Origin of the sequence: Streptomyces sp. PR69 (genome assembly GCF_026420845.1) — a bacterium.
In the GTDB taxonomy this organism is placed as follows: domain Bacteria; phylum Actinomycetota; class Actinomycetes; order Streptomycetales; family Streptomycetaceae; genus Streptomyces.
In genome coordinates this window covers 42333-59304 of sequence record NZ_JAOWCB010000004.1, presented here as the reverse complement: position 1 = coordinate 59304, position 16972 = coordinate 42333, and the positions used below count along the sequence as shown (strand labels likewise).

Here is a 16972-nt window from a genome sequence, read left to right as displayed (position 1 = left end):
AGCGCATGCCCGAAGCCGACAGCACACACGTCGACGCCGCAGAACTCCTCACGCTCGCGCTCCGCCACCTCGACGACTACGACACCCGACGTCCCTTCACCGAGATCCCGACCCTCGACGATTCCACCCCGCTGCCCTTCCGGCCGTTCCCGGCCCTGGCGATCGCCATGGCCGGGCATGTCCTGTCGGCGTGGGAGGTCAGGACGTTCCAGGTCGAGCGCGCCAAGCGAGGAGAGCGCATACGGTTCTTCACCGCGGTCGGCGCAGAGCCCAGACGGACCTTCCGTGCCTGCACCCTCTTCGACCCCGAGCTGGGCGCCCAGCGCGTCGTCGAGCTGTGCGGACACGCCTTCTGCCTCAACAAGGCCCCCGCCGGCCCCGGGAGCCGCTGCGCCGACCATCTCGGCGATCCGCCGCCGGACGGCCACGACCTGTGCCACTGGCTGCGCAAGGCCGGCGAAGCCGCCATCTCGGTCGAGCGCGGCCGAGGAGGTCTCACCGAGACGGAGGCGCTGGCCGTGCACGCGGCACGCGCCGGTGTGCCCATGGCAGAGGTGTGCAGAGCCACCGGGCTGCTTGAGTGGACGGTGCATGCCCTCAGCGGAGAGCCCGCGAGCGTTCCGGACGGCGTCGACGGCTCCGACGCCCCCGCGGCCTGGCCGCTTGTGCTCACTCCCGTGCGCGACATCACCGCGGCGGACGTCCACCGTGTCTACGCATACACAAGCGGCAGCCCCGCCCCGCCCGACCCGGACACGGTGCTCGCCCGGAAGGGCCGCTGGTACACATACGAGCCGCTGCGCGAGAACGGCCCCTTCCTGGTCTTCGAGGACGAGCACTGCTTCACGCTCCAGTGGTGGCAGATGCAGGACCATCTGCCGGAGCACCAGCTCGTGCGCCCCGGCGACGAAAGCCGCAGACGGGACATGTACCAGCCGCCCTGCCAGTGCGGCGACTGCGACTACTAGCGCCCCTCCCGGCAGGCTCTGCCCCCTCGCGCCGCCCTGCACGCTCCCCCACAGCCTCCGGCGTGGGCGGGCCCCCACCTCCCCCGGGCCCTGCGGGCCCGGGAGGCGCCCCCGCGCTGCGTCGCCCCGCTCCGCAAACGCCGGAGGGGCTGGAGTTCAGCCCGGCTCGGGGAAGTGGCAGGCCACCTGACGCGCTTCCCCGGGGGCCGCGATCCGCAGCACCGGGGCCTCGGTGCGGCAGATGCCCTGCGCCTTGGGGCAGCGCGGATGGAAGGTGCAGCCGGGCGGGGGCGCGGCCGGGCTGGGCGGATCGCCGAGGAGAGTGATCCGTTCCCGGGTCCGCTCGGCGGCCGGGTCCGGCAGCGGCACCGCGGACAGCAGGGCGCGGGTGTAGGGGTGGGCGGGGGCCGCGTACACCCGTTCCCTGGCGCCGATCTCGACGATCCGGCCGAGGTACATCACGGCGACCCGGTCGCACACGCGCTTGATCACCGACAGGTCGTGGGCGATGAAGAGATAGGACAGGCCCAGCTCCCGCTGCAGCCGCTCCATCAGATTGACGATCTGGGCCTGTACGGACACATCCAGGGCGGAGACGGGTTCGTCGGCGACCACCAGCCGGGGGCTGGTGGCCAGCGCGCGGGCGATGCCGATGCGCTGGGCCTGTCCGCCGGAGAACTCATGCGGATAGCGGTCGATGTGTTCCGGGATCAGCCCGACCAGCTCCATCAGTTCGGCCGCCCGCTTGCGCGCCTCGGCGGCCGGGGCGCCCTGCACGATCAGCGGGTCGGAGATGATCCGGGCCACCGTCTGGCGGGGGTTGAGGGAGGAGTGCGGGTCCTGGAAGACCATCTGGAGCTCGGTGCGCAGCGGTTTCAGCTCCCGCTGTGACAGACGGCCGATGTCGCGTCCGCCGAATTCAATCGATCCGGAGGTCGGCTGCAGCAGCCGGACGATCATCCGGCCCGTGGTGGACTTGCCGCAGCCGGACTCGCCGACCAGGCCGAGTGTCTCGCCCGTCGCCACCTCGAAGCTGACGCCGTCGACGGCCCGGACGGGGGCCGAGCGGGCCCGCCGGCCGGGGAACGTCATCGTCAGGTCCCGTACACAGAGCAGAGGTGCGGTCATGAGCTGATGCCTTCGTACGCGGGGAAGTGGCAGGCCACCGGATGCCCGGCCGGCCCGGTCGGTCCGTCGAGCTCGGGGCGCTCGGTCTCGCAGCGGGACCGCTCGCCGTCGAAGGAGGCGGCGGCCAGCCGGGGGCAGCGGGGCGCGAACGCACAGCCGGGGGCCGGGGTGAGCAGGGACGGCGGACTGCCGGGGATCGGCCGCAGCGGCTCGTCATCGTCGTCGTCGAGACGCGGCAGGGAGTCCAGCAGGGCGCGGGTGTACGGATGGGCGGGGGAGGCGAACAGCGTGTCGACGGGGGCCTGTTCGGCCGCCCGGCCCCCGTACATCACCAGCACGTCATGGGCGACGCGGGCGACCACCCCCAGATCGTGGGTGATCATCACGACGGCGAGCCCCCGCTGCTCCTGGAGCCGGGCGATCAGCTCCAGGATCTGGGCCTGCACGGTGACGTCGAGGGCGGTGGTCGGCTCGTCCGCGATGAGCAGCTCCGGTTCGCAGACCAGCGCCATCGCGATCATCACACGCTGGCGCATTCCGCCGGAGAACTGGTGGGGGTACTCGCCCGCCCGCCGCTTTGGTTCGGGGATGCCGACCTCGGCGAGCGCTTCGACGGCCCGGGCGCGGGCAGCCCGGCGGCCGGAGCGGAAGTGGACCCGGTGGTGTTCGGCGATCTGCTCCCCGACGGTGTAGTAGGGGTGCAGGCTGGAGAGCGGGTCCTGGAAGATCATGGCCATCTTCCGGCCGCGCAGCCGGTTCAGCTCCCGTTCGTCCCTGCCGATCAGCTCCTGTCCGTCGAGGGTGATGGAGCCGCTGACGCGGGCGTTCGCATGCAGGCCCAGCACGGCGAGCGAGGTGACGGACTTCCCCGACCCCGACTCGCCGACGATGCCCAGCGTGCGGCCCCGCCGCACCTCGAAACTGAGGGAGTCCACGGCCCGTACCGGACCGTGCTTCGTCGGAAAGGCAACCGTCAGATCCCGGACGGACAACAGGCTGTCGGACAGCGGCCTGTCGGGCGGCGCACTCTCGGACATCAGTACCTCACCCGGGGATCGACCACGGCATACAGCAGATCGACGGCCAGATTGGCCATGACGATGAAGGTGGCGGCGAGCAGGGTGACGCCGAGGATGACCGGCTGGTCGCCGCTGGACAGCGCGCCGTAGAACAGCCGTCCCACGCCCGGCAGCCCGAAGATCGACTCGGTGATCACCGCACCGGCCAGCAGCCCGCCGAGGTCCATTCCGAAGATGGTGAGGACCGGGGTCATCCCGGCCCGCAGACCGTGTTTGACCACGACCATGCGGCGCGGCAGCCCTTTGGCTCGGGCCGTGCGGATATACGGCTCCGCCATGGTCTCGATCATCGAACTGCGGCTCTGCCGCGCGTACATGGCCGCGTACAGGACGGCGAGCGCCAGCCACGGCAGCAGCAGATTCGACGCCCACTGGACGGGGTCGGAGCCCAGCGGCACATACTGCGGATAGGGGAGCAGCCCGGTCGCCCGGATCAGCCCGTAGATCAGCAGCACCGAGGTGAAGTAGACGGGCAGCGAGGCGGCGGCGACCGCGCCCACCATCAGCGCGCGGTCGGTGAGCGTGTCCTTGCGGAGCGCGGCGGTGACGCCCGCGCTGAGCCCGAGCCCCAGCCAGAGCACCGCGGCGCCGAACGCCAGCGAGGCGGAGACCGGCAGACGGTCCATCAGCAGCTCCCATACGGCCTGGCTGTTTTCGTACGAGTAGCCGAGGCAGGGGACGTCGCAGTGCAGCGCGTACTGTCCGCTGCCGATGGTGCGTCCGGTGAAGATGCCGGTGACAAAGTCCGCGAACTGCCGCCACACCGGCTGGTCCAGGCCCATATGGGCGCGGATCGCCGCCAGCCGGTCGGCGCTGCACGACTTGCCGCACGCCGCCGCCGCGGGGTCGGAGGGCAGGACGTAGAAGATGGTGAAGGTGACGGCGGCGATCGCGATCAGCACGCCGGCGACGCCGAGGAGCCGCCGGCCGAGGTAGCGGATCATATGCGGCCTCCCCTCGGATCGAGGATGTCGCGCAGCGCGTCGCCGAGCAGGGTGAAGGCGAGCACCGTGAGGAAGAGGCAGGTGCTCGGGAGGATGAAGTACATGGGATCCGTGTCGTAGAAGGCGACGCTCTCGGCGATCATCTGACCCCAGGAGGGGGTGGGCGGGCGGACGCCGACGCCCAGATAGCTGAGCGCCGCCTCGGTGGCGATCATCCCGGGGATGATCAGGGTGGTGTACGCGATGACGGGCCCGGCGACGCCGGGGAGGATGTCGCGGCTGAGAATCCGCCAGGGCCCGGCCCCGGCGACCCTCGCCGCGTCCACGTACTCCCGGTGTTTCAGGCTCAGGGTCTGGCCGCGCACGACGCGGGCGATGCCGGGCCAGCCGAAGAGCCCGATGACGGCGGTCATCAGCAGGATGCGGTTGGCGTCCTTGGCGACCGACAGCATCGCGATCATGAAGATCAGGGAGGGGAAGGACATGGTGAGGTCCATCAGCCGGGAGAGCACGGCGTCGGTGCGCCCGCCGAAGTAGCCGGCGGTGACCCCGGCCGCGGTCCCGGCGACCACCACGATCGCGGTGGCGGCGAAGGCGATGAACAGCGAGACCTGAGCGCCGTGCACGACCCTGGCGAACAGATCGCGTCCGGTGACCGGTTCGACGCCGAGCCAGTGGTCGGCGCTGATGCCGCCGAACGGGCCGATCGGCAGTCCGCCGAGGTACGGGTCGACGGCGGACTTGTCGAACTCGTCGGGCGACCAGCCGCCCAGCGCACTGAGCAGCGGCGCCGCCGCGGCCATGAACACGAACAGGGCGACGACGCTGAGGGAGATCTTCACGGAGGTGCGGCGGCGCAGTTCCGCGCGGGCGAGCTGCCAGGGGCCGCTGCCCGCGGGGAGTGAGGTGGAGCTGAGAGTGGCAGCCATGGTGTGCTGCCTCAGCCCGCGCTCTTGGCCGGGTCCTTGAGGCCCACCGTGGCGTAGTCGATCTGGCCGCCGAAGGAGGTGTGGCCGTACGCCCCCGCGATGTTGGTGCCGAGCAGCAGCGGCATGCGCTCGATGACGGCGGGCGCCGTGGGGGCCTTGGCGAGGATCTCGCCGTCCAGCTGCTGCCACGCCTTGTTGGCCTGCTGGGCGTCGGTCATCGCGGCGATCTCGTCCATCCGCTGCATGGTCGGCTTGTCGCGGAAGAGCGAGTGGTTGCCGGAGTTGCCCTTCTCCTTGATGTAGCGGCCGTCGAAGACGAAGGGCAGGAAGGTGGAGCCGGAGGGGTAGTCGGGGCACCAGCCGGTGTAGACGAGGTCGGTGCGGTTCTTGGTGTCGCCGATGGTGTCATAGAACGCCGACGGGTCGACGGTCTCGATGGTCACCTTGATCCCGGCCCGGCCGAGGGCCTGCTGGATCGCCTCGCCGACGCCCTTGTCGCCGTTGGAGACGGTGACGCTGGTGGCGAAGCCGTCCGGCTTGCCCGCCTCCTTCAGCAGCTCCCTGGCCTTCGCCGCATCGCCGGTGACGGGGATCTTCAGGGTGTCGGGCTGCTTGCCGCCGAAGAGGGAGCCGGGCATCAGGGCGGTGGCCGCGTCATTGAGCGCGGGCCCGCCGGAGGCGGTCACGATGGCCTCGCGGTCGAGCGCGTACTGCACGGCCCGGCGGACCCTGACGTCGTCGAACGGGGCGCGGCCGGTGTGCATCTGTACCATCTCGGTGCAGTTGGTCGACTCGGCGAGCAGCCGGGCCCGGACGGCGGCCTTGGTGAGCACCTTCGGAGTGCTCTCGGGGCGCATCTTGCCCCAGGAGACGGCGGAGGCGTCCGCACCCGAACTGGCGATCAGCCGGTCGTCGATCTGGTTGCCCTTCAGCCCCATCGTCACCACGATCCGGTCCGGGTACGCCTTGCGGACCTGGTCGGTCGCCGGGTCCCAGTGGGTGTTGCGGACGAGTACCAGCCGCTTGTCGCGCGCATACGACTCGATCTTGTAAGGCCCCGAGGAGAAGGGCCGGTTGTCGTACTGCGGCCCCTTGTCCTGCGCCTTGGGCACCGGGGCGAAGGTCGGCAGCACGGTGGCGTAGGGGAACTCCGCGAAGGGTTTGCGCAGTTCGAAGACGATCGTGCGGTCGTCGGGCGTCTTGACGGAGTCGAGGTGCTTGCCCTGGGCCGGTCCCTGGTAGCCCTCGGCGCCGGCGAGATAGCGGGCCGCGTAGTCGGGGCCGCCGGGCAGGTCCGGGGAGAAGGACCGCTCCACGTTGTACTTGACGTCCTGGGCGGTGATCGGGGTCCCGTCCTCGTACTTCAGGCCCTTCTTGAGTCTGAACGTCCAGGTCTTCGCGCCGTTGGAGGAGACGCCGAGATCCTCGGCGAGGTCGGGCACCAGCTCGCCGCCCTCCGCGCCCGGCGCGGCCTTGTACGTGACCAGCGTGCGGTAGAGCAGCCGGGTGCCGAAGTCCATGTCGCCCATCACCCAGTTGCGGGCCGGGTCGAGATGGGTGAAGTCCGTGTTGGACAGCACCGTCAGGGTGCCGCCCTTCTTGGGGACGCCGCCGACCATGGCTCCGTTGTTGGCTGTTACGGGGTTCTCGGCGGAACTGCCGCCGCGAGCCGAGTCCTTGCCGTCGCCTCCGCCGGAACAGCCGGCGGCGCCGAGCGCGAGGGTCGCCCCGAGGGCGACGGCGACGGCGGAGAGAGTGCGCTTGTTCATCAGTGGTCACTCCGTGAACAGTCGGACAGCCATGGGCAGCTGGAATGTGACCGGTAACATAGTAATGTGAAATGGTACTCCACAAGGTGCGGATGACGCCGTTACCCACCCGTGTCCAAACGGACCGTACGGGTGGGCTCGCAGAAAAACCGACGAGGCGGCCCGACGTCGCCGTCTACGCGACCGGGGTGAGTTCGGGGCGGCCGAACAGCAGGGCGTATCCGGCGGGGAGCTGGTGGAGGATGCGGGTGATCAGGTCGGGGCCGGCGCAGGCGGCGACGGCGGAGAAGACGGAGCCGGTGTCCCAGCGGGTGGTGGCCAGGGAGGCGCCGGAGCGGGCGGCGAGGTCCTTGACGAAGGCCCGGCCGGTCAGCGGCCGGGTGTCGGGTATCTGCGCGGTCAGCACGCGTGCGGCTTCCAGGGGCAGGCAGGCGGCCAGGTCCACACGTTCGTCGCCGGTCAGCTGGCGTCCCAGTCCGGCGAGAACCAGGCGGACGGCTTCGTCGGCTCTCTCGCGGGTGGGGTAGGCGCCCTCGTAGCGGACCTTCTCCAGCATCTGCTCGTATGCCGTCCTGCACGGCTGCTGGGGCGGTGTGTGCCGGTCGGAGATCACGGGGGTGGTTGCCCTTCCTGCTGTGGCCGGTGTCCGGGCACCGGGTGCGGGGGACGGTTCGAGGGGGTGCGGAGGGCAGGGTGAAGGGGAAAACGCGTGCCTGCCCTCCGCATCTGTCTGGCCGGTGTCAGCCAGAGATTTCCTTGCGGCCGGACCCGGTGCCGATGGAGATCTTGCGGGGCTTGGCGCGCTCGGCGATCGGAATGCGCAGGGTGAGCACGCCGGCGTCGTAGTCGGCCTTGATGTGCTCGGTGTCGAGGGTGTCGGCGAGCACGATCTGACGGGAGAAGACGCCCAGCGGCCGCTCGGACAGTTCCATCTGCACGCCCTCGGCCTTCGCCGCCGGCCGGCGCTCCGCCTTGACGGTGAGCATGTTCCGCTCGACGTCGATGTCGATCGCGTCGGCGGTGACGCCGGGCAGATCGAAGGCCACCACGTACTCGTCGCCCTCGCGGTAGGCGTCCATCGGCATCGCCGAGGGACGGGACCAGGTGCCCGGGCCCATCAGCTGCTGTGCCAGCCGGTCCAGCTCGCGGAAGGGGTCGGTGCGCATCAACATCGTGAAAACACCTCCAGCAGGTTCGGGCAGTTGCTGCCAATGCGCCTGACTGAAACCGTTGTAACATGTCATCCAATGGATGACAAACCCAAACGTCATCTACATGATGACAAGCCGAGGGAGGTGCCCGTGACCGCAGCCGACCAGCCGTCCACGACCAGCACACAGACCCACAGTCCGGCGTCGTTCCTTGCCGCCGCGGCGGCCCTGCACGCCATAGACGACGCCCTGCGCGACGCCCAGCGGGTGCCCCCGGACACCCCTGACGCGCAAAATCCCGGGCCGGAGCAGGCGCTGGCCTCCCTCATGCTGCTGCGGCAGGTCCGCGAGCAGCTCGCCGGATGGGAGACCGGCCTGATCGAAACCGCCCGCGACGCGGGCGCCAGCTGGGCCGATCTCGCCCGCCCCCTCGGCGTCGCCAGCCGCCAGGCCGCCGAACGCCGCTATCTGCGAGGCCGCCCCGGCCCTGCCGGAACCACCGGCGAGCAGCGTGTCGAGGCCACCCGTCAGGCCCGGGCCGCCGCGCGCACGACCGCCTCCTGGGCACGTGTCAACGCCGCCGCCCTGCGCGGCCTCGCCGGGCAGATCGCCGCCCTCACCGACCTGCCCGCCGCGGCCGACCGCCCGCTCGGCGAGCTCCACGCGGCCCTCGCTCGCGATGATCCCGCCGACCTCGTCGCCCCGCTGGCCGCCGCCCGCCCCCATCTGACCGCCCATCCCGACCTCGCCGCCCGGCTCGACAGCCTCACACCCCCCTGAGCCCATGCGGCGCCCGCCGGTGCGGGGTCTTGGCAAGCGATGTGCAATGTGAAATATTACCGTGTGTGCTCATCAGGAACACCTCGGACGTCATCATCGTCGGGGCCGGTGTGGTCGGCGCGGCCTGTGCCTACTACGCCGCCCGCGCGGGCCGCACCGTCACCGTGATCGACCGTGGACCCGTGTCCGGCGGCACCACGGGAGCCGGGGAGGGGAACCTCCTCGTCTCCGACAAGGAGCCCGGCCCTGAACTCGAACTCGCCCTGCTCTCCGCGGAACTCTGGCGGGAACTGGCCGATGTGCTCCCGCCGGCCGTCGAGTACGAGGCCAAGGGCGGCGTCGTCATCGCCTCCGACGAGCCGGGCATGGCCGCGCTGCGCGACTTCGCGGCAGGGCAGAGCAAGGCCGGCGTCGCCGCGCACGAGATCCCGGCCGGTCGGCTGCACGATCTGGAGCCCCACCTCGCACCCGGTCTGGCCGGCGGCTTCCACTACCCCCAGGACGCCCAGGTCATGCCCGCTCTCGCGGCGGCGCATCTGCTGCGTGCGGGCGGCGACCGGGTGCGGCTGCTGCTCGGCGAGGAGGTCACCGGCCTGATCACCGGGGCGAACGGCGAGGTGCGGGGCGTGCGCACACCGAGCGGCCCGGTGCACGCCCCGTATGTGGTGAACGCCGCCGGAGCCTGGGGCGGCGAACTCGCCCGCCTCGCGGGCGTCGAGCTTCCCGTCCTGCCCCGCCGGGGATTCGTCCTGGTGAGCGAGCCGCTGCCGCGCGTGGTGCGGCACAAGGTGTACGCGGCCGACTATGTCGCCGATGTGGCCAGCGGCTCCGCCGCACTGCAGACCTCCGCGGTGGTCGAGGGCACCCCCGCAGGACCGGTGCTGATCGGCTCCAGCCGGGAGCGCGTCGGCTTCGACCGGTCGCTGTCGACCGAGGTGCTGCGGCGGCTCGCCACCGGGGCCCTCGCGCTGTTCCCCGTACTGGCCGGGGTGCGGATGCTGCGCGCCTATGCGGGCTTCCGCCCCTACCTGCCGGACCATCTGCCCGCGATCGGCCCCGACCCCCGGGTGCCCGGACTGCTGCACGCCTGCGGCCACGAGGGGGCGGGGGTCGGGCTGGCCCCCGCCACCGGGCTGGTCGTCGCGCGGTGCCTGACCGGCGGCGAACCGCCGCTCGACCCCCGCCCGTTCCGGCCCGAGCGCTTCGAGCCTCCGCCCGCCGGCCCGCTGTGACGCACATGCGAAAGGAGGCCCGCAGTGGCCCGTAACCCCGTCGAGCTGGCCGGGGCCCAGCCCGGACCGCCCTTCGAGATCACCTTCGACGGCCGCGCCGTCACCGCCCTGCCCGGCCAGTCGATCGCCGCCGCCCTGTGGGCGGCCGGCATCCTCTCCTGGCGCACCACGCGCGTGGGCGGCCGGCCGCGCGGCGCGTTCTGCGGCATCGGGCAGTGCTACGACTGCCTGGCGACCGTCAACGGAACACCCAACCGGCGGGCCTGCCTGGTGCCCGCCGCCCCCGGAGACGCCATCACCACGCAGGAGGGACACGGCCATGCCGACCTCGGAGTCTGACCCCCATGGCCCGGTCCCCGAGCTATACGACCTGGCGGTCGTCGGCGCGGGCTGCGCCGGCCTCTCCGGCGCCGTCACCGCCGCGGAACTCGGCCTGTCCGTCGCCCTGCTGGACGCCTCCGGCCAGACCGGCGGCCAGTACTACCGGCATCCCGCGCCCGCCCTCGGAGCCGTACGGCCCGAAGCGCTGCACCACGACTGGTCCGCCTTCGCCGAGCTGCGCCGCCGTCAGAAGGCCTGCCGCGTCACCCGGCTGGCCCGGCATCATGTCTGGGCGGTGACGCGGGAGGACGGCGACCTGTGGGCGGTCCACGCGGTGACCGGGGCCGACGGCGACGGGGAACGGTCCGTACGGGTCCGGGCGCGGGCTCTGCTCCTCGCGACCGGCGCATACGAGCGGCAGCTGCCCTTCCCGGGCTGGACCCTGCCGGGCGTGGTCGGCGCGGGCGGCGCGCAGGCGATGCTCAAGTCGGGGCTCGTGCTGCCCGGCAGACGGATCGTCGTCGCGGGCAGCGGCCCGCTGCTGCTCGCCGTCGGCTCCTCGCTGGCCGCCGCCGGGGCCCGTGTCCCCGCCGTCGTGGAGGCGTCCGGCTATCTGCGCTACGCACGCCGACCGCGCGCCCTGGCCGCCAACCCGCGGAAGCTGGCGGAGGCGGCCGTCCACGGCGCGGCGCTGCTCCGCCACGGTGTGCGGGTGCGCACCCGCAGCGCGGTCACCGCGGTGCACGGCCGCGACCGGGTGGAGGCGGTCACGGTCTCCCGGCTCGACCGGGAGTGGCGGCCCGTACAGGGGACGGGCCGCCGCATCGCATGCGACGCACTGGCCGTGGGCTTCGGCCTCGTCCCCCAGACCGAGCTGGCCACGGGACTCGGCTGCGCGGCACACCGTACGGCCGACGGGGCGTCGGCCCTCGTCCTCGACCCGCTGCAGGAGACCTCCGTGCCCGGAGTGTGGGCCGCGGGGGAGACCGGCGGCGCCGGCGGGGCCCAGCTGGCCCGTGAGGAGGGCGAGGTGGCGGGCCTCGCCATCGCCGCCCGGCTGACCGGACGGCCCGCGCTCGTCCGGAGCGGGCGGATGCGGGAGCTGCGCCGCCGACGGGCCCGGATGCGCGCCTTCGCCGACGTCATGGCCGCCGCTCATGCTCCGGGCGACGGCTGGACCCGGTGGCTGGCCGACGACACCGACGTCTGCCGGTGCGAGGAGGTGACCGCGGGGCGCATCCGCGAGGCGGTCGCCGGTCTCGGGGCGCGGGACGCCCGGTCCGTCAAACTGCTCACCAGGGCGGGGATGGGGTGGTGCCAGGGGCGGGTCTGCGGGGCGGCGGTGGCCTGCCTGGCGTCTGGCCGCGGGGTGGCGGAGCGCCGTCCGCTGGCCGTACCCGTCACGCTGTCGTCCCTCGCGGCGCTCGACGGGGCGGGGGCGGATCCTGGACCGCCGGGGCCCTGAGGCTGTGTCAGGTGGGTCTTTCCCCTCCCCTCCCCCTACGCCCTGGGGGGTGGGGGGACCCCCACTTCCCGTAACTGGGGCTCCGCCCCAGACCCCGTCTCCCGGGGGCTCCGCCCCCGGACCCCCGCGCCTCAATCGCCGGCGAGGCTGAATTTCCGGCCCCTGCGCCTCAATCTCCCCCAGACTCCGTCCGGGGGTACCCCCACGAGGCTGGGTTGTTGGTCCCTGTGCTTCTGGGGTCGGCGGGGCTGGGTTTCTGGCTCCCGCGCTTCAATCGCGGGCGGGGCTGGGTTTCTGGCCCCTGCGCTTCAATCGCGGGCGGGGCTGGGTTTCTGGCCCCTGCGCTTCAATCGCGGGCGGGGGCTGGGTTGTTGGCTTTTCGTGCTTCAGGCGCCGGTGGGGCTGGGTTTCTGGCTCCCGTGCCTCAAGCGGCGGAGGGACGGGACATGGTCGCGTGCGCTCCCGGCCGGTCTCTCAGCGGCCCGGACGCCGGTGTCCGCGTCGGCGTCCTGTCCGGCGGCCGGGCGGGGGGCGTCGTCAGGGTGCTGAGGAGCTGACGGCACCGGGCCGTCACGAGGGCGCGATCACATCTTCGATGGTGATCGGGAGCGCGCGGAAGCGGCGGCCCGTCGCATGGCAGACGGCGTTGGCGACGGCGGCCGCCGCGCCCGACTGGCCCACTTCCCCGACTCCCTTGACCCCCAGGGGGTTGACAATCGCGTCCTCGACCTCGATGAGGTCGACGTCGACCTCGGGGGCGTCGGCGTTGACGGGCACGAGATACTCGCCGAGGCTCGCATTCGCCCAGCGGCCCGTGGCGGGCTCCATATGAGTGGCTTCGAGGAGCGCCTGTCCGAGGCCCCAGATCATGCCGCCCATGAGCTGGCTGCGGGCGGTCCTGGCGTTGAGGACACGGCCCGGGGCGAAGGCCCCGGCCATGCGGCGGACGCGGATGAGACCCAGTTCCGGGTCGACCGCGACCTCGGCGAACTGGGCGCCGAAGGTGAGCATCGCCCAGGGGGCGTCGTGCGGGGGCGGGCCCCACGCGCCGGTGGCCTCCGCGTCGGGAAGGAAGTTGCGGGTGAGGAGTTCGGCGTAGGTCTCTCCCTGGTCGGGCGCGTCGCGCCGGACCATTCTGCCGTCGCGCAGGATCACCTGGCCGCGGTCTGCTCCATGGAGCGGTGACTGCGGGTCGGCGACGGCCCGCGCGATCAGCTGGCCGCGCAGCGTGGTGCACGCGGCGTGCACGGCGGCGCTGACCATGCCCGCTCCGCTGGAGCCCACGGCGGCGGCCATATGCGGCAGATCGGTGTCGCCGCCTTCGAAGCGGCACTGCTCTACGGGGAGTCCGAGGGCCTCTGCGGCCACCTGGGTCATGGCGGTGAGCACGCCGGTGCCGATGTCGGTGACGGCGCCCTGGATGACGGCCGTCCCGTCGGCGTACACGCGTGCGCGGGCGCGCTGCGGGTTGTTCGGTCCGTAGACGGGGTAGGCCGCCGAGGCCATCCCCAGGCCGATGAGCCAGTCGCCGTCGCGTTCCGGTCCGGCGGCGCGGCGTTCCCAGCCGATGCGTTCGGCCCCGCGCCGGTAGCACTCCTTGAGGCCGTTGCTGCTCCAGGGATGGCCGGATTCGGGGTCGGTCTCGGCGAAGTTGCGCAGCCGCAGCTCGATCGGGTCAAGACCGAGCCGCTCGGCCAGCTCGTCCATGGACGTCTCCAGCGCGAACAGGCCGGTGGCCTCTCCGGGGCAGCGCATAAAGGTCGGGGTCATGGTGTTGGCGCGGATGAGCCGGTAGACGCCTTCGTAGTGGGGACAGGCGTACAGCCGGCCCGTGAGGGAGAGGGACGGCTCGGCCCACTCGTCGAAGGGGGAGGTCAGGGAGAGTTTGCCGTGGCGCAGGGCGATGAGCCGGCCCTGCTCGTCCGCGCCGAGGGTGAGGCGGTGTTCCTGCTCCTCGCGGTGGCCGCAGCCGGTGAACATCTGCTCGCGGGTGAGGGCGAGGCGGACCGGGCGGCCGACGGCGCGGGAGGCGAGCGCCGCCAGCGCCGGATGGTGCCAGACCATGGCCTTGGCGCCGAAACTCCCGCCCGTGTAGTGGCTGATGACGCGGATGCGGCTGTGGGGCAGGCCGAGCAGTGCGGCGACGGTGTGCTGGACGGCGGTGACGCCCTGCGTGGTGTCGTACAGCGTGAGCCGGTCGCCCTCCCAGAAGGCGGTGGCCGCCGACGGTTCGATGGGGTTGTGGTGGTTGGCGGCGAAGGTGAACGTGTTGTCGACGGTGACGGCCGCCTGGGCCAGTCCGGCTTCCACATCCCCGCGGGAGGACCGTCCCGGCACGAACCCGGCGAAGATGCTCCGCGGTTCGTATGCCTTCTCGCGCGCCTGGTCGATGACGGTGACGGACGGCTCCTCGGCGTACTCGACGTGCACCAGCCGGGCCGCGTGCAGGGCGCGTTCATAGGTGTCGGCGACCACGAGGGCCACCGGCTGGCCGGCGTAGTGGACGCGGTCGCTCTGCATCGGGAAGAACGTCTCCCCGGGGGCGGCCGCCCCGGCGAGCGAGGGAAGCAGTGGCGGCTGGCCGGCGATCTTGCCCAGGCTCTCCTGGGTGAGGACGGCGAGGACGCCGGCGGCCCGGTCGGCCTCCTCCGTGTCGATCCGGGTGAGGCGGCCGTGCGGGACGCGGGCGCCGACCACGACGGCGTGGGTCAGCCCGGGCAGTGGTGCGTCGGCGGCGTAGCGGGCGGCGCCGGTGACCTTGGCAGGCCCGTCCACGCGGTTCAGCGGCCGGCCCATCGGGCCGTCCGCAGGCGGTGCGCCAGGCGTGTCAGGTGCGCCGGATGTGGTGGACGGGGCGCTCATCCCTGCCTCCCGGTGACGGTGCCGGTGGTGGTGAGGGCGCGCAGAGCACGGACGAGCGTACGCCGCGCGAGATCGGGCTTGAAGGCGTTCATGGCGGTCGTGCGGGCCGCGGCCAGCTCCTCGCGCGCCGCCCGTTCGAAGGTCTCGTCGGTCGCGGGCGCGCCGAGCAGGACCTCCTCTGCGCGCCGGGCCCGCCAGGGCTTGACGGCGACTCCGCCCAGAGCGATCCGTACGCCGCTGATCGCGCCGTCGTCCGTGTCGACCGCGGCGGCGACGGAGACCAGGGCGAATTCATAGGACTCGCGGTCGCGCACCTTGAGATAGCGGGACCGCCGGGCCATCGGCAGGGCGGGCACCTCGATCGCCGTGATCAGCTCTCCATGGTCCAGCGGATGCTCGCGGTGCGGCGTCGCTCCGGGCTGAAGGAAGAACTCGTCGACGGTGTGGGACCGTTCGCCGTGGACGCCGCGCGTGTGGATGCGGGCGTCGAGCGCCGCGAGCGGGACGGCGACGTCGGAGGGGTGAGTGGCGATGCAGTGGTCGCTGACCCCCAGCACGGCATGGGTGCGGCTGACGCCGTGCAGCGCCGAACATCCGCTTCCCGGCTCCCGTTTATTGCACGGTGACTCGCCGTCGCGGTAGTAGGCGCAGCGGACCTTCTGCAACATATTGCCGCCCATGGAGGCCATATGCCGCAGCTGGGCGGAGGCGCCGAGCTCCAGGGCCTGGGAGACCATGGGGAAGCGTTCGCGTACGGCGGGCGATGCGGCGGCCTCGCTCATCCTGGCGAGCGCGCCGATGCGTACGCCGCCGTCGGGCAGGTCCTCGATGCCCGCGAGCGGCAGCCGGTTGATGTCGACCAGCCGGCGGGGGGCCAGGACATGCTGCCGGAGCAGATCCACCTCGGTGGTGCCGCCGGCGAGGAAGTGGCTGCCGGGGTCCGCTGTGACGGCCTGGACGGCGTCGTCGACGCCGTCCGGACGAAGATAGCTGACAGGGCGCATGACGGGCGTGCTCCTCGGGCTTCTCAGATGCGGCAGACACGGCAGACGCGGCAGATGCGTCAGACGCGCTCGCGTGCGGCGCGGACGGCCGCCCGGATGTTGGGATAGGCGGCGCAGCGGCAGATGTTGCCGCTCATCCACTCCTTGATCTCCGCGTCATCGGCGGCGTGGCCCTCCTCGACGCAGCCGACCGCCGACATGATCTGCCCGGGGGTGCAGTAGCCGCACTGGAAGGCGTCATGGGCGATGAACTCCTCCTGCATGGGATGGAGCCGCCCGTTGTGCTGTCCGTCCGGCTGCGCGAGCCCTTCGACGGTGGTGATCTCCCGCCCCTCGCAGGCAATGGCGAGCGTCAGACACGCCAGCACCCGGCGGCCGTCGGCGAAGACCGTGCACGCGCCGCACGTGCCCTGGTCGCAGCCGCGCTTGGCCCCGGTGAGATCGAGCTCCTCGCGGAGCGCCTGCAGCAGGCTCACCCGGGGTTCGATCAGCAGGCTCCGCTCGACGCCGTTGACGGTCAGCCGTACGGTGACGGGCCCGGGACCACGCTCGGCCGCCTGAGTGTCCGCGGCCGGTGTGTCGACTGACATGAGGCTCCCTCCTCCACGGGCACGGGCGTGCGGTCCGCCCGCCCCTGTGAGCCTCACATAGGACATCATTCCCGGCAATTCGGGGAAAGGTGACGATTCTGGCTGCGTGATCGGTGTCGCTCACGCTGATGAGCGCCCGCCTCGAAGAGCGTCCGCCCGGGCTAACGGTGGCGGGCCGCCAGGGACAGCAGTTCGTCCACGGGCCACTGGTCGTCGGCGTGCCGGCCGTACTTGACCTCGCGCACGAGGCCGTCGGGTCCGATGAGGAAGTCCGCGGGGAGGCCGAGGGCCCCGCCCGGTCCGGGGACGGACGGCAGGCGGGTGAAGGCGACCCGGAAGATCGCGGGCCAGGCGCGCGGGTCGAGCAGCGCCCGCGGCGACGACTCCACGCCGAAGGCCGCGTACAGCGACTTGCCGGGGTCGGCCACGGCCGGAAAGGGCAGGTCGCCCTGGTGCGGAAGCATCGACTCGGCCGGGGAGTGGAACACGGCCACCTCGCGGATGCCCGCGGCCCTGATCTCCTCGTGCCGCCGGGCCACGGACCTGAGGTGCAGATTGCACACGGGGCACCCCGCGAAGCGCCGGAACTGCAGATGCACCAGGGCCGCGGGGTCGGGAACGCGCAGGCGCTCGGAGGTGATCGTCGTCAGTATGCGGGGTGCGACGGCGTCTCCGGGCGTCAGCCGCGGGGCCGGACGGCCGCCGCGGCGGAAGATGCGGGACGCGGTGCTCATACTGCCTCCTGGGCGA

Annotated in this window: 16 protein-coding genes; 5 read left to right on the top strand and 11 right to left on the bottom strand. The window is 72.4% G+C overall.

Features of this window, described 5'->3' with window-relative positions; all coding sequences use genetic code 11:
• Positions 1–5 precede the first annotated feature (5 nt).
• Positions 6–968, top strand: coding sequence for a hypothetical protein (locus OF819_RS05110; RefSeq protein WP_267242126.1), 963 nt, complete (start codon positions 6–8; stop codon positions 966–968).
• Between the two features lie 156 nt (positions 969–1124).
• Here the strand turns inward: OF819_RS05110 and OF819_RS05105 are convergent, their stop codons facing one another.
• The 7 genes from OF819_RS05105 to OF819_RS05075 all read right to left on the bottom strand — a co-directional run bounded on the left by OF819_RS05105 (position 1125) and on the right by OF819_RS05075 (position 7989).
• The gene (locus OF819_RS05105; RefSeq protein WP_267242125.1) at positions 1125–2096 is read right to left on the bottom strand and encodes an ABC transporter ATP-binding protein; all 972 of its coding nucleotides are present in this window, start codon (positions 2094–2096) and stop codon (positions 1125–1127) included.
• Positions 2093–3133 (bottom strand): ABC transporter ATP-binding protein, encoded by a 1041-nt coding sequence (locus OF819_RS05100; protein WP_267242124.1) that lies wholly within the window; start codon positions 3131–3133, stop codon positions 2093–2095. The genes OF819_RS05105 and OF819_RS05100 overlap by 4 nt, the downstream gene beginning before the upstream one ends.
• Positions 3133–4119 carry an ABC transporter permease gene (locus OF819_RS05095; protein WP_267242123.1) on the bottom strand — a complete coding sequence of 329 codons (987 nt, stop codon included), beginning with the start codon at positions 4117–4119 and terminating at the stop codon, positions 3133–3135. Before OF819_RS05095 ends, OF819_RS05100 begins: the two co-directional genes overlap by 1 nt.
• Positions 4116–5048: an ABC transporter permease gene (locus OF819_RS05090; RefSeq protein WP_267242122.1), complete on the bottom strand. Its 933-nt coding sequence runs from the start codon at positions 5046–5048 to the stop codon at positions 4116–4118. Before OF819_RS05090 ends, OF819_RS05095 begins: the two co-directional genes overlap by 4 nt.
• An 11-nt stretch (positions 5049–5059) precedes the next feature.
• Positions 5060–6817 (bottom strand): ABC transporter substrate-binding protein, encoded by a 1758-nt coding sequence (locus tag OF819_RS05085; protein WP_267242121.1) that lies wholly within the window; start codon positions 6815–6817, stop codon positions 5060–5062.
• 175 nt (positions 6818–6992) lie between these two features.
• Positions 6993–7430 carry a DUF2267 domain-containing protein gene (locus OF819_RS05080; protein ID WP_267242120.1) on the bottom strand — a complete coding sequence of 146 codons (438 nt, stop codon included), beginning with the start codon at positions 7428–7430 and terminating at the stop codon, positions 6993–6995.
• Positions 7431–7557: 127 nt separating this feature from the next.
• On the bottom strand, positions 7558–7989 hold the full coding sequence (locus tag OF819_RS05075; RefSeq protein WP_267242119.1) for an Hsp20/alpha crystallin family protein: 432 nt from the start codon (positions 7987–7989) through the stop codon (positions 7558–7560).
• A gap of 129 nt (positions 7990–8118) precedes the next feature.
• On the opposite strand from OF819_RS05075, the gene OF819_RS05070 reads away from it, so the two are divergent.
• The 4 genes from OF819_RS05070 to OF819_RS05055 all read left to right on the top strand — a co-directional run bounded on the left by OF819_RS05070 (position 8119) and on the right by OF819_RS05055 (position 11766).
• A complete protein-coding gene (locus tag OF819_RS05070; RefSeq protein ID WP_267242118.1) occupies positions 8119–8748 on the top strand; it encodes a type III effector protein in 630 nt (209 codons plus the stop codon).
• Positions 8749–8813: 65 nt separating this feature from the next.
• Positions 8814–9980 (top strand): NAD(P)/FAD-dependent oxidoreductase, encoded by a 1167-nt coding sequence (locus tag OF819_RS05065; RefSeq protein WP_267242117.1) that lies wholly within the window; start codon positions 8814–8816, stop codon positions 9978–9980.
• Between the two features lie 24 nt (positions 9981–10004).
• The gene (locus OF819_RS05060; RefSeq protein ID WP_267242116.1) at positions 10005–10319 is read left to right on the top strand and encodes a (2Fe-2S)-binding protein; all 315 of its coding nucleotides are present in this window, start codon (positions 10005–10007) and stop codon (positions 10317–10319) included.
• Entirely contained in the window at positions 10300–11766 is a 1467-nt protein-coding gene (locus OF819_RS05055) for an FAD-dependent oxidoreductase (protein ID WP_267242115.1), read from the top strand. Before OF819_RS05060 ends, OF819_RS05055 begins: the two co-directional genes overlap by 20 nt.
• A 570-nt stretch (positions 11767–12336) precedes the next feature.
• On the opposite strand, the gene OF819_RS05050 is transcribed toward OF819_RS05055, so the two are convergent.
• The 4 genes from OF819_RS05050 to OF819_RS05035 form a co-directional block, all read right to left on the bottom strand.
• Positions 12337–14628, bottom strand: coding sequence for a xanthine dehydrogenase family protein molybdopterin-binding subunit (locus tag OF819_RS05050; RefSeq protein ID WP_267242114.1), 2292 nt, complete (start codon positions 14626–14628; stop codon positions 12337–12339).
• Positions 14625–15632 carry an FAD binding domain-containing protein gene (locus tag OF819_RS05045; RefSeq protein WP_267242113.1) on the bottom strand — a complete coding sequence of 336 codons (1008 nt, stop codon included), beginning with the start codon at positions 15630–15632 and terminating at the stop codon, positions 14625–14627. The genes OF819_RS05050 and OF819_RS05045 overlap by 4 nt, the downstream gene beginning before the upstream one ends.
• A 59-nt stretch (positions 15633–15691) precedes the next feature.
• Entirely contained in the window at positions 15692–16222 is a 531-nt protein-coding gene (locus OF819_RS05040) for a (2Fe-2S)-binding protein (RefSeq protein ID WP_267242112.1), read from the bottom strand.
• A gap of 161 nt (positions 16223–16383) precedes the next feature.
• Complete coding sequence (locus OF819_RS05035; protein ID WP_267242111.1) at positions 16384–16956, bottom strand: peroxiredoxin-like family protein; 573 nt, start codon at positions 16954–16956, stop codon at positions 16384–16386.
• Between the last annotated feature and the right edge of the window lie 16 nt (positions 16957–16972).

What these genes read in the sequence shown, in the direction of transcription:
- OF819_RS05100 (WP_267242124.1), bottom strand. Translation starts at nt 3,133, where the DNA reads ATGTCCGAGAGTGCGCCGCCCGACAGGCCGCTGTCCGACAGCCTGTTG.
- OF819_RS05095 (WP_267242123.1), bottom strand. Translation starts at nt 4,119, where the DNA reads ATGATCCGCTACCTCGGCCGGCGGCTCCTCGGCGTCGCCGGCGTGCTG.
- OF819_RS05035 (WP_267242111.1), bottom strand. Translation starts at nt 16,956, where the DNA reads ATGAGCACCGCGTCCCGCATCTTCCGCCGCGGCGGCCGTCCGGCCCCG.
- OF819_RS05045 (WP_267242113.1), bottom strand. Translation starts at nt 15,632, where the DNA reads ATGCGCCCTGTCAGCTATCTTCGTCCGGACGGCGTCGACGACGCCGTC.
- OF819_RS05110 (WP_267242126.1), top strand. Translation starts at nt 6, where the DNA reads ATGCCCGAAGCCGACAGCACACACGTCGACGCCGCAGAACTCCTCACG.
- OF819_RS05050 (WP_267242114.1), bottom strand. Translation starts at nt 14,628, where the DNA reads ATGAGCGCCCCGTCCACCACATCCGGCGCACCTGACACGCCTGGCGCA.
- OF819_RS05090 (WP_267242122.1), bottom strand. Translation starts at nt 5,048, where the DNA reads ATGGCTGCCACTCTCAGCTCCACCTCACTCCCCGCGGGCAGCGGCCCC.
- OF819_RS05085 (WP_267242121.1), bottom strand. Translation starts at nt 6,817, where the DNA reads ATGAACAAGCGCACTCTCTCCGCCGTCGCCGTCGCCCTCGGGGCGACC.
- OF819_RS05040 (WP_267242112.1), bottom strand. Translation starts at nt 16,222, where the DNA reads ATGTCAGTCGACACACCGGCCGCGGACACTCAGGCGGCCGAGCGTGGT.
- OF819_RS05075 (WP_267242119.1), bottom strand. Translation starts at nt 7,989, where the DNA reads ATGTTGATGCGCACCGACCCCTTCCGCGAGCTGGACCGGCTGGCACAG.
- OF819_RS05105 (WP_267242125.1), bottom strand. Translation starts at nt 2,096, where the DNA reads ATGACCGCACCTCTGCTCTGTGTACGGGACCTGACGATGACGTTCCCC.
- OF819_RS05055 (WP_267242115.1), top strand. Translation starts at nt 10,300, where the DNA reads ATGCCGACCTCGGAGTCTGACCCCCATGGCCCGGTCCCCGAGCTATAC.